8 protein-coding genes are annotated in these 11,902 nt (G+C 70.9%); 2 read left to right on the plus strand and 6 right to left on the minus strand.

The features are described from left to right. Positions 1-8: 8 nt before the first annotated feature. A complete protein-coding gene (locus AB0C28_RS13125; RefSeq protein WP_357843450.1) occupies positions 9-986 on the plus strand; it encodes an aminoglycoside phosphotransferase family protein in 978 nt (325 codons plus the stop codon). A gap of 136 nt (positions 987-1,122) precedes the next feature. Further along, a complete protein-coding gene (locus tag AB0C28_RS13130; protein WP_358074231.1) occupies positions 1,123-2,424 on the plus strand; it encodes a PHB depolymerase family esterase in 1,302 nt (433 codons plus the stop codon). Positions 2,425-2,513: 89 nt separating this feature from the next. Here AB0C28_RS13130 and AB0C28_RS13135 read toward each other — a convergent pair whose 3' ends face one another. From AB0C28_RS13135 to AB0C28_RS13160, 6 genes are all read right to left on the minus strand, one after another. Further along, positions 2,514-2,747 carry a DUF6289 family protein gene (locus tag AB0C28_RS13135; RefSeq protein ID WP_357843444.1) on the minus strand — a complete coding sequence of 78 codons (234 nt, stop codon included), beginning with the start codon at positions 2,745-2,747 and terminating at the stop codon, positions 2,514-2,516. A 108-nt stretch (positions 2,748-2,855) separates the two neighbouring features. Beyond that, a complete protein-coding gene (locus tag AB0C28_RS13140; protein WP_358074234.1) occupies positions 2,856-6,227 on the minus strand; it encodes a family 16 glycoside hydrolase in 3,372 nt (1,123 codons plus the stop codon). A gap of 384 nt (positions 6,228-6,611) precedes the next feature. Continuing rightward, entirely contained in the window at positions 6,612-7,871 is a 1,260-nt protein-coding gene (locus AB0C28_RS13145; protein WP_357843439.1) for a cyclopropane-fatty-acyl-phospholipid synthase family protein, read from the minus strand. Positions 7,872-7,875: 4 nt separating this feature from the next. Further along, complete coding sequence (locus AB0C28_RS13150; protein ID WP_357845260.1) at positions 7,876-9,225, minus strand: FAD-binding oxidoreductase; 1,350 nt, start codon at positions 9,223-9,225, stop codon at positions 7,876-7,878. A gap of 130 nt (positions 9,226-9,355) precedes the next feature. Beyond that, positions 9,356-10,339: a 2-hydroxyacid dehydrogenase gene (locus AB0C28_RS13155; RefSeq protein ID WP_357843436.1), complete on the minus strand. Its 984-nt coding sequence runs from the start codon at positions 10,337-10,339 to the stop codon at positions 9,356-9,358. After that, positions 10,336-11,877, minus strand: a complete 1,542-nt coding sequence (locus AB0C28_RS13160) for a protein kinase (RefSeq protein WP_357843433.1) — start codon at positions 11,875-11,877, stop codon at positions 10,336-10,338. The genes AB0C28_RS13155 and AB0C28_RS13160 overlap by 4 nt, the downstream gene beginning before the upstream one ends. Positions 11,878-11,902: the final 25 nt, after the last annotated feature.

Raw genomic sequence — 11,902 nt, forward strand, 5'->3', positions numbered from 1 at the left:
TGGCCTCCATGCGAGATCGGCCGGACGACTTCGACGAGGGGCTGCTGCGGCCCGCGCTGGCCGCGTGGGGCATCGAGGCCGCCACGCTCGACTACGCGCCGGTCGGCTTCGGGGACTTCCACTGGGTCGCGGGCGGCCGGGGCGGGCGGCGCTGGTTCGTCACGGTCGCCGACGTGCGCCGGCGGACCTTCGACGGGCTGCGGCTGGCCATGGAGACAGCCGCCACGCTGCGCGAGGAGGCGGGGCTCGGGTTCGTGGTGGCGCCGCTGCGCGCCGGTGACGGCACGACCCTGCGCCGGCTCGACGCCCGACGTCACGCCATGAGCGTGTTCCCGTACGAGGAGGGCCGGGCCGGCGACTTCGGCGACGAGCCGCCGGCCGGCGAGCGTGCCCAGATCATCGACCTGCTGGCCGAGCTGCACCGCACGCCGCCGCCGCTGCCGGCCCCGGCCCGCCCGCTGGAGCTGTCCGGGCGGGCCGCCCTGGAGCAGGCTCTCGGCGACCCCTCCCTGCCCTGGCTGGGCGGCCCGTACGCGCGGCCGGCGCAGGAGCTGATCGCCGAGTACGCCACCGTGCTGCGGCGCAGGCTGGCCGAGTTCGACCGGCGAGCGGCCGAGCCGGGCGAGCCCGTGGTGACGCACGGGGAGCCGCATCCGGGCAACCTGCTGCGGGCACCGGGAGAGCGGCTGCTGCTGGTCGACTGGGACACGGTCGGGATGGCCCCGCCGGAGCGCGACCTGTGGCTGGTGGCCAGGGACGCGGACGACCTGGCCCGCTACGCCGACGCGACCGGCCGCCGCCCCGACGATGACACCCTCGCGCTCTACCGGCTGCGCTGGGCGCTCGACGACGTGGCGGAGTTCGTCGAGTGGTTCCGCTCGCCGCACGCGCGCACGCCGGACGCCGAGCAGTCCTGGGCCGCCCTCACCGGCACGCTCAAGCAGCTCGCGGACGACGACGCGGCAGGAGCGCCTCTCCTCCGGTAGCCGAAACTTTCACGGAGCGCCGCCGCTCACCCGCAGCTCACGAACGCGCCGGCCGGTCAGCTCACTGGCGACATTGCGATGCCGAAATTTTCTTTGGACACTCGCAATGTTTCGGCCGCCGAGCGAGAGGACCTCGATGAAGCTGAGAGCACGTATCGCGAGCGCCGTGATCGCCGCCGCGGCGCTCGTGACCGCCGGCCTGATCACCGCGACCCCGGCCGCGTCGGCCCAGCTCACGGAGGTGACCGGCTTCGGCGCGAACCCCACCGGCCTGCGTATGCACCTCTACGTCCCCGACGGCGTCCCCGCCCGCCCGGCGCTGCTGGTGGCCGTCCACTACTGCACCGGCTCGGGCCCCGCCTTCTACTCGGGCACGGAGTTCGCCTCGCTCGCCGACCGGCACAAGTTCGTCGTCATCTACCCGTCCGCGACCAGGAGCGGCTCCTGCTACGACGTATCCTCGCCGCAGGCGCTGCGGCACGACGGCGGCAGCGATCCGGTGGGGATCGTCTCCATGGTCAGGTACGTGCAGGCGCGCTACAACGCCGACCCCGCCCGTACGTTCGTGATGGGGGCCTCCTCCGGCGGCATGATGACCAACGTGCTGCTGGGCGCCTACCCCGACGTGTTCAAGGCGGGGGCGTCGTTCATGGGCGTGCCCTTCGCCTGCTTCGCCACCACCGACGGCTCAAGCTGGAACAGCGCCTGCGCCAACGGCCAGGTCGTCAGGACGCCGCAGCAGTGGGGCGACCTCGTCCGCGGGGCCTACCCCGGTTACAGCGGCGCCCGCCCGCGCATGCAGATCTGGCACGGCACCGAGGACGCCACGCTGCGTTATCCGAACTTCCAGGAGCAGATCAAGCAGTGGACGAACGTCCACGGCGTGAGCCAGACCCCCAGCCTCAGCGACCAGCCGCGGGCCGGCTGGGCCAGGACCCGCTACGGCGGCACCGGAACCATGGCCCCGGTGGAGGCGATCAGCCTGGCGGGCGTCGGCCACAGCCTGCCGCAGGGCGGGATGGCGGCCGCGGCCATCGACTTCTTCGGCCTGTCGGGCAGCGGCCCCGACCCCACCACATCACCCACCGTGTCCCCCACCGTCTCCCCCACCCAGCCGGTGGGAACGTGCGTGGTCACGTACACGATGAACACCTGGAACACCGGCTTCACCGCTGAGGTCAAGCTCACCAACACCGGCACGGCCGCGCTCTCCTCGTGGAACCTGGCCTTCACGCTGCCGGCCGGCCAGACCATCACCTCGGCCTGGAACGCCACGGTGTCGCCGTCCAGCGGCCAGGTGACGGCCCGCAACGCCCCCTACAACGGCGCCGTCGCGCCGGGAGCGTCGGCCTCGTTCGGCTTCCAGGCCACCCACGGCGGCGGCACCGGCGAACCGGCCGCCTTCACCCTGAACGGCACCGCCTGCACCACGACCTGACCGCACGCTCCGCACCGCCACCCCGCCGGCCGAGAAGTCCTGAGCCGTCCCTGCCACCGGCGTCACCGGGGGCGGGGACGGCTCTCGCGTCAGCAGGGGCTCTCGTAGAAGTCCTGGTAGCCGCTGCGGACGCCCCACATGTCCACTGCCCCGTCGCAGTCCTCGTACTTCTCCCCGACCACGGTGGTGCGGGTGGAGTCGCTGTAGAAGACGGTGACGCACGCGTGGCCGTGCTTACAGGCGCGGGCCTGCGCGGGACCCGTGGTGACGGCGGTGACGGCGGCCACGGCGAGGACGGTGGCCGGCAGGAGACGGCGGAGCATGGGTTCCTCCGGAGGAGTGGGGGCGTTGCCTCGATCGTCGGCTCTCCCGGCCGATCGATCAAGAGCCGCAAGGGGCCTGGCCCCGGCCGGGCCAGACCCCCTCGCGGATCAGGTGACGGGTTCGATCCACACGTTGCGGAAGCGCGGGTTCTCCCCCGGGTCGCCGTGGTCCTGGAGGCGGATGCCGGCCGAGGCCGCGTTCTCCGGGATGTTGTCGCCGGTGCCGCCGTCGACCGCGACGTCGTCGTGCACCACCGTCCCGTTCCAGACGACCGTCACCCTGGCGTCGTCGACCTTGGCGCCCGCGCTGGTGAAGCGGGCCGCGCGGAAGGTGATGTCGTACGTCTGCCAGGTGCCGGGCGCGGTGGCCATGTTGCGGTCGGGCGCGCGCTTGGAGTAGATCGAGCCCGCCTCGTTGGCCTCAGGCGTGGTGTCGCCGTACGACTCCAGCACCTGCACCTCATAGCGTTCTTGCAGGTAGACGCCGCTGTTGCCGCGCTGCTGGCCGGTCACCTCCGGCGGGTAGTCGGGTTCGTACCACTCGACGTGCAGGGTGAAGTCGCCGAACGTGCGCCGGGTGCGGATGTCGCCGCCGTACGACTCCATCGAGCCGTTCGCGACCGGCCACGTCGCCGCACCGCCGGCTCGTCTCTCCCACGCCGCCAGGCTGGAGCCGTCGAACAGGGTGATCCGCTCCCCCTTCGACACCGTGACGTGGTCGAGCCCGGCATTGCCCCCGTCGCCGGAGTCGTAGCGGTAGACGACGGTGTTCGTCCCGCGCTTGAGCGGCAGCGCCTCGGTCTGCACCTCCCAGGCGTCCCGGCCGCCGGTAGCGGCCAGCCGTACCTGCCTGACCTTCTTGCCGTTGACGTGCACGCTCACCGACGTGCCCGCCTCCGCCGCGTAACGCAGCCCGACGTTGTACGTGCCTGCCGCGTCGGTCCGGACGGAGAACGACGTGCTCGCGCCCGGCTTGCTGTAGCCGTCCACGAAGCCCGTGCCGGTGAAGCCCTGATGGGCGGTGCTGACCGCGGCACCGCCGCGCAGCGTGGCCCGTTCGGCCTCCAGCACCGGGCGGGCGGCCACGGTGATCGCGTCCAGGTTGACGTTGCCCGTGTCGCCGGTGTCGTAGCGGTAGGCGATCGTGTTGACGCCCGCCTTCAGCGCCAGCGGCTCGACCCGGGTGGCCCACAGGTCCCACGTGCCCGTGGACGGCAGTTGCGCCTGCCTGACCTTGGTGCCGTTGACGTACACGCTGAGCGACTTGGTACCGGGCGCCGGGTCGGGGCCGTTGGAGTAACGCAGGCCCACGTGGTAGGTGCCGGCCTGCTCCACCTGGACGGCGAACCGCGTCGTGGCGCCCGCGTTCCAGTAGCCGTCCACGAACCCGGATCCCGAGTAGCTGGGGTGATCGGTGTTCAGCTTCGCGCCGCCGCTCTGGGCCGCGCTCTCGGCCTCATAGGTGGTGTCGGCGCTCGCGCCGCCGGGCAGCGAGTTGAGCGTGTACCACGCCTCCGTGCTCCACAGCGGCTCCCCTGAGGCGGAGCTGAACGGGCGCGGCGAGCGCAGGTGCACCACCCGGCCCGGCTTCAGGCCGGCCACCTTCAGCGTGACCTTCCGGCCCGACGCCTTCGCCGAGGTGACGGTCAGCGGCTCCTCGTCCACCTTCGGGCCGCCGTACGTGACGGCGGGGACGTAGCGCCACTGAGTGAGCTGGTAGCGGCCGGCCAGCGACTCGATCGTCTCCGCCGACAGCGGCTGGGTGTACTCCAGCTCGAAGCCGCCCTCGATCGCCCGCATCTTCAGGAAGTCGAACGCCTTCTCCTTGCCGGGCGTCAGCTTCTGCAGGCCGTAGGTGAGCTTGCCCGGCTGGCCCCAGTTGCCGCCCGCGCCCAGGCCGCCGGCGTAGATGGCACCGTCGGGCCCCAGGCTGATCCGGTTGACGCCCGCCTCAAGCCCCTGGGTGAACCGGAACACCGCGCCCTGGTACTCACCCTTCACCTTCTCCAGGTAGGCCCGCTGGATCCCGCCGTACGTGACGTCGCCGAAGAAGAGCTGACCCGCGTACCTGCCCTGCTTCATCAGCAGCGGCGTGCTGGGCGAGTTGGCGATCTCGTTGTGCGGCAGCCACAGCACCGGCGGGCTCACCGCCCCGGCGTCGAACAGGCCCTCGGGCGTCGTGTAGTGGTTGAAGAAGCGGCCCTTCTCGATGTGCACCAGCTTCGAGGCCGGCAGCCAGCCGCCCTGGTTGTCCAGCACGAACAGGTCGTCGTCCGGGCCCCAGCCGATGCCGTTCGGGGTGCGCAGGCCGCCGGCGAGATACTCGACCTTCCCGGTCGCCTTGCTGACCTTGACGGTCACGCCCCGGTCGCGGGCCGGCTGCGGGACGGTGGTGGCGCCGCCGTAGTCGATGGCCACCGACAGGTTGAGGTAGAAGTGACCGCCCCGGTAGAGCAGGCCGAAGGCGAACTCGTGGAAGTTCCCGCCGAACGGCCAGGTCGCGACCGTCCTGAGGGAGTCGGTGACCTCGTCGCCGTTCGTGTCGTTCAGCTCCACCAGGCGGGACTTCTCCGACACGTACAGCTTGCCGTCCACGTACGCGATGCCCATGGGCTCCTGCAGCCCCTCGGCGATCTTCTTGGCGGTCACCCGCGCCGGGGAGGTCGTGCCGGTCACGCCGCTCAGCAGGTACACCTCGCCGAGCCGGTTCTCCGAGCCGCCCCAGGTGGTGACCGCCAGCCGGCCGCCGGGCAGCCAGGCCATCGCGGTCACCTGCGGCTCGAACCCGGCCGGTCGCAGGTCGGTGAGGGTGTAGTCGGGGTGCACCGCCTGCAGCGGCAGGCCGTCGCCCGGGGAGTCGGCGCCGCTCTCGCACTCCTTGCGGCCGGGGGAGGTCACCCGGACGACGTCCGCGTCCGTGCTCAGCGCCTCGGTCGGGACGAGGGTGAACGCCTGGGCGCCCGGCGGCTTCCACTCCAGCCTGAGCTGCTGGCCGTACAGGTGCTCGAAGTGGTCGACGCGCAGCGGGTGGTAGCCGGCGGTCAGCGTGATCGTGCCGTCCACCGCGATCGGCCCGTGCCGGCCGTCGTTGACGATCACGACGGTGTCGCCGATCCGCAGCCGGGAGCCGTCGTCGCTGATGAGCCGGAACTCGTACGTGCCGGCGGCCGGGACGGACAGGTTGCCGGTGACCTCGGTGACGAACAGGTCGGTGAGGCCGAAGTCGGCGTCGGACGTCCAGTCGATCGCGGGCATCAGCTTGTCCACGTTGGGCGTCTGTCCTGGCTTGAGCGTGCACATCTTGGACAGCTCGACCTGGACGTCATAGGTGCGCAGGGTGACGCCCGGCACCTGTGGCGGCACGTCGGCGCCCGCGCGTGCGGGGACGGTCGCGTGGGCGGGGACGGTCGCGTGGGCGGGGACGGTCAGGAAGGAGAGCGCGATGATCAGCAGAGCGGATAAGAGGGGTAATCTCCGCATGACTTGGCCCATCTCGTTGAGGGCGCCCTGGTACGGCGCGGGTGGGGGTGCGGCATCGCCGGGCCGGCCGTCGGCGGATGCCGGGTCACGTGAGTCGGAAAGCAAGGGGGATAACGCTGCTCTGCGCCGTAATATAAGGCGAAATTTCCGACTTGCCCATAGCCTTTCGCCGAAAATCGGTGAAAGTCACGATGCACCGGGGCAGAAGCTGTGCGAGGGCACAAGAGGCCGCACACAGACGCCCCACACAGCGGAACGGCGCGACAGGTCCGCGGGGTGAGACCCGCGGACCTGTCGCGCCGTTCGACGATCAGGCCGTGCTAGGTGATCCGGCCGTACTCGGTTGCCGACCGTGCCAGACGATCTGTCAGGGCCGACGATCTGTCAGGGCCAGTCGATGGACGGCCGCAGCGGAACGCCCGAGCGCCCGTTCTGGTCAAGCTTGACGCCCAGCACCTGGTGCAACTGGACCTTGTTGCGCTCGAAGCCGACGATGCAGCCGGCCATGTAAAGGGCCCACACCCGGGCCGTGCCCAGGCCGACCTCCTGCACCGCGTCGTCCCAGTTGGCATCGAGGTTGTCGCACCAGTGGCGCAGCGTCTTGGCGTAGTGCTCGCGCAGGTTCTCCTCGTGGCGGATCTCGAAGCCGAGGTCCTCCATCTGCCTGATCAGCCAGCCCACCGACTCCAGCTCCCCGTCGGGGAAGACGTAGCGGTTGATGAAGCCGCCCTTGTTGAACGTCTTCTCCTTGCCCGTCGGCCGGGTGATGCAGTGGTTGAGCAGCCGGCCGCCGGTCTTGAGCTTGCCGTACAGGAAATCGAAGTACGACGGCAGGTTGTCCTTGCCGATGTGCTCGGTCAGGCCGATGGAGCTGACCGCGTCGAAGCCCGTCTCCTTGACGTCGCGGTAGTCCATGAACCGGACCTCGGCCAGGTCCTGCAGACCCGCGTCGGCGATGGCCTTCTGCGCCCACTCCGCCTGCTGGCGGCTCAGCGTGACGCCGAGGGCCTTGACGCCGTAGTGCTGGGCCGCGTGCATGACCATGCCGCCCCAGCCGCAGCCCACGTCGAGCAGACGCATGCCGGGCTCAAGGCCGAGCTTGCGCGCCACCAGGTCGAACTTGGCGAACTGGGCCTCTTCCAGCGTGGCGTCCTCGCCCGGGTAGCAGGCGCAGGTGTAGGCCATGGACGGGCCGAGCACCCACCGGTAGAAGCGGTTCGAGACGTCGTAGTGGTGGTGGATGGCCTCGGCGTCGCGCTGCTTGGCGTGCCTGGAGCCCAGCCGGGCCAGCGCGCTCTGGCGCATCTCCTGCGGGGGCGGGGGCACGCGCATGAGCAGGGGCTTGACGCCCAGCGCGCGGACGGCGGCCAGCTTCTCGGATGTCGTCAGGTCGTTGGTCGTGATGTTCCACATGCGGTCCAGCAGCGCGTAGAGGTCGCCCTGGACGTCGAGATGGCCGGACACGTATGCCCTGGCCAGGCCGAGCTCCCCCGGTGCGTGGGCCAGGTACGCCACCGCGATCGGGGACTTCACCTCGATCGCGAGGTCGGCGCCGTCGGGCCCCGCCTTGCTTCCGTCGTAAGCCGTGAACGCGATGTTCGCTTCGCGGCCGACGATCTTTTCAAAGATGGTTGCCAGAGCCATCTGCTCACCTTCCCCGTACACACTTTTCGTACAGGTCCAGCAGGCGACCGTTCGGGTCGTAATCCCGCTTGACCGGCCAATAGGCGTCGCCGTTGTACAGCTGCCAGAACCGCTCACGGGCGTAGAACGAGGTCGAGTAGAGCGACTTGTGGCCGTCGAGCTCGTGCACGGAGTGCTCGATCAGCCGGTTGTAATACCCGTCGAACTGCCCCCGCGGCAGCGGCACCATTCCCCAGAAACCGAAGTTGACGTAGAGCTTGCCCGGCTCCAGCGGGTAGAGCGGCCACCGCGAGGCCGCCCGCAGCGGGCACATCCACACCGGGGTCATGCCCACCTTGTCGTGAAAGAACTCCAGGAACTCCGCCCCGCGCTCGACCGGGACCTCGACGTCCTGGATCACCGCCTCGCTCACCGGCAGGCCGCGCCACCTGTCGACGCGGGCGGTCAGGCCGTGCTTGCGGTCGAGCGCCACCAGGCGGCGGTAGACGTCGGAGCGCATCCAGCGGCGCGGCATGAGCGAGCGGACCACCGGCTGCTGCACTCCAAAGGCGCGCGAGCACCAGAACCAGTCGGTGTCCCAGCGCCACAGGTAGTCGCGGACGGTCAGCCAGTCGCGGCTGCGCTGCCTGATCGACTGGTAGTAGATCCGCATCCCGGTGTAGTCGGAGACGTAGGGGGCGCGGTCGGCGAAGCGGCCGAGCGTGATGTACATCTCGCCCGGCTCGAAGAAGACGCCGTCGATGAAGTCGACGCTCTCGCCGTCGTGGACCATGCTCTCGCTGATCTCCTGCATGGCCAGCATGCACTTGCCCGCGTCGGTGAACTTGAGGTGGGTCAGGTGCACGTACGGCTGCACCTTGCGCAGCTTGATCCTGATCCGCAGCGCGTAGCCGAGCGTGCCGTAGGAGTTGGGGAACGCGCGGAACAGCTCGCGGTGCTCGTTGTCGTCGCGGGCCACCACCACGCGCCCGTCGCCGGTGAGGATCTCCAGCTCCTCCACCGACTCGTGCGGCAGCCCGTCCCTGAAGCTGGTGGACTCGATGCCGAGCCCGGTCACGGCCCCGCCCAGCGTGATCGTCTTGAGCTGAGGCACCACGTACGGCATGAGCCCGTGCGGCAGCGTGGCGTCCACCAGGTGCTCGTACGTGGTCATGCCCTGGACCTCGGCCGTCATGGTCTCAGGGTCGACGCTGATGACCTCGTCGAGGTCTCTGGCCGAGAGCTTGGCCGTCCTGCCGCCGTCGCGGAACCTGAACAGGTTGGACGTGGACTTGGCCAGGCGGGGCGCGGCGTCGCCGGGAATCTCGGCGTACGACTGCCGGATCTGCTCTACTGCCCGTCGGTGTGTCGACATCTTCGTCGTCACGAGAGCACCCCCTTGAGCTGGTAGAGATCGTCCGTAAGACGGTATCTCCCATGGCCGATCCGGACCAGACCGGGGTCGTTAAAGACACGAAAACTGTTCATCGTGCCAGGTGAATCCCCTACGTAGCAGGCGATTGCGTAAACTTCCTGAAGATCACCGGCATTACGCCGTTGACCACGCTGTTCACCTCCCCACCCTCGACCGCGGCGGCCAGATTTTCCACGGTTGCGGCGAGCAGCCGGCCGCTGGCCTCGGGGGTGACGCCGGCCGCGTGCGGGGAGAGCAGGACGTTCGGCAGCTCCCGCAGCGGGTCGCCGGCGGGCAGCGGTTCGACGTCGAACACGTCGAGGGCGGCCCCGCCCAGGTAGCCCTCGCGCAGGGCGGTGACGAGCGAGCCCTGGTCCACCACGCCGCCCCTGGCCGCGTTGACGAGCAGGGCGCCCTGCTTCATGCGCGCGGGGTCGATCAGCCCTCTGGTCTCGTCCGACAGCGCGATCACGACGACCAGCACGTCGCTGCCGGCGACGAGCGTGTCCAGGTCGGTGTGGCCGGGGTCCTCGCGCGGGGTGCGCGTCCAGTAGGAGACCTCGCAGCCGAGCGCGCGGAACAGCCGGGCGCAGGCGACGCCGATCGGGCCGTAGCCGACGATCCCGACCCGCTGCCCGTGCAGCTCGCGCGGCTGCAGCCCCTGCTGGGGCCACTCTCCGGCGCGTACGGCCGCGTCGGCGGCGCCCAGCTTGCGCGCCAGCGACATGGCCGCGGCCAGGCACCACTCGGAGACCGCCACGGCGCTGACGCCCGGCGTGTTGGCCAGGGGCACGCCCGCGGCGCTCAGAGCGGCGAGGTCGTGACCGTCCACGCCCACCGACGGCTGCTGCACGAATGCCAGCCGGGGCGCCGCCGCGACCGCCTCCGCGTCCAGGACGAGCGCGCCCGTCCAGTCGCCGAGCACGATCTCCGCCTCAGGCAGCGCCGCGAGGAGCGCCGCACGGTCACGGGTGGCCGGGACGCGTATGGTCACCCGGTCGCCGAGCGGGGCCAGGAGGCGGCGGATGAGCTCCTCGGGGAGGGGCGGCAGGGCGAGCAGGTTCCAGGGACTCATGCCCTCACAGTAAAGCTGGCGATCACCTGGCGCATCAGGGCTCTGCTGCGCACCCACTGCCCCTCGGCCACCGTCCACGACAGCAGGTAGGCGGCGTCCCCGGTCGAGACGACCCGCCGGACCTCGTGGTAGCGGGTGCCGGGCCGGACCCAGGGCGCGTCGCTCGTCTCGCCCGCGATCCAGGTGAACTCCCACTCCACGGCCTTGACGCCTCGGTGCGAGACGATCCTGCGGCCGCGGTTGATCACGGTCTGGGCCTCGGCCTTGAGCCGCTCCTCCGAGTCGCGCATGACCTGGTTGGCGTCGCGGTTGGCGTAGAAGGACTCGACCCCGACGTGGGCGTTGCCGTCTCTGCGGGTCCATTCGGTGTAGCCCTCGCCGAGCGCTCCGCGCCAGCCGATCGGCCGCATGATCGACCAGCCGTCCTTGGACCGCCACGCCCGCACGGCCGGGGCGAGCCTGGTCACGCTGGGCGACGGGGTCGCGGACGGCGTCGTGCTCGGCGTCGGTGCCGCGGTCGGCGTGAGCGGGCTGGTCGCCGCGGCCGGCTGCGTGGTGGTGCGCGGCGCGCCTTCGGCGGGCGAGGCGGTCCTGAAGTAGGCCACCGTGCCGCCGGTGACGACCAGCACGACCGTGGCGGCCGCCGCGAGCAGCGCCCGGCCGGGGCCCGAGCCCTTCTTGCGCTCTCTGGGCGAGTCGAGGTCGGCGCTGGCGGGCTTGGCGGCGAGGATGGCCGCGAGCAGCTGGTCCGCCTCCTCGACGCCCACCCGGTCCTGGGGCTCCTTGCGGAGCAGGCCCTTCAGGATCGGGTGCATGATCGGCGGGATCCTGCGGTAGTCGGGCTCCTCGGTGAGCAGCGCGTTGAGCGTGGCCATGGCGTCGCCGCGCTCGAACGGGGAGCGGCCGACCATGCACGCGTACAGCGTGGCGCCCAGCGACCACAGGTCGGACTCGGGGCCGGCGTTCTCGGCGCGGACCCGTTCCGGCGCCAGGAAGCTCGGCGAGCCCGTGACCATGCCGGTCCGCGTCAGCGACGCGTCACCCTCGACGGTGGCGATGCCGAAGTCCATGAGCACGGCCCGGCCGTCGTCGGACAGCAGGATGTTGCTCGGCTTGACGTCGCGGTGCAGGATGCCGGCCGCGTGGGCGGCCCGCAGGGCGGACAGCACCTGCCGGCCCACGCTCGCCGCCTCGCGCACGGGCAGCGCGCCCGTCGTCAGCACGACCTGCTCGACCGAGGGATGGCTGACCAGCTCCATCACGATCCACGGCCGGCCGCCCTCCTCGACGACGTCGTAGACCGCGACGACCGAAGGGTGATTGAGCTTCGCCGCGGTGCGTGCCTCGCGGGCGGTGCGCAGCAGCTGACGCTCCTGGTCGCCCGGCGACAGCCCGTCGGGCAGCAGCACCTCCTTGATCGCCACCTGCCGGTTCAGCAGTGTGTCGCGGCCTTCCCAGACCACGCCCATCCCCCCGCGACCCAGTTCGCGCAGTAACTGGTAGCGCCCTGCGATGAGCCGGTTGCCATCCGAAACCATGTCCTACCCCTGTAGCGGCGCACGC

The sequence above is a fragment of the Nonomuraea sp. NPDC048892 genome, from assembly GCF_040649735.1.
Classification (GTDB): Bacteria; Actinomycetota; Actinomycetes; order Streptosporangiales; family Streptosporangiaceae; genus Nonomuraea; species Nonomuraea maheshkhaliensis.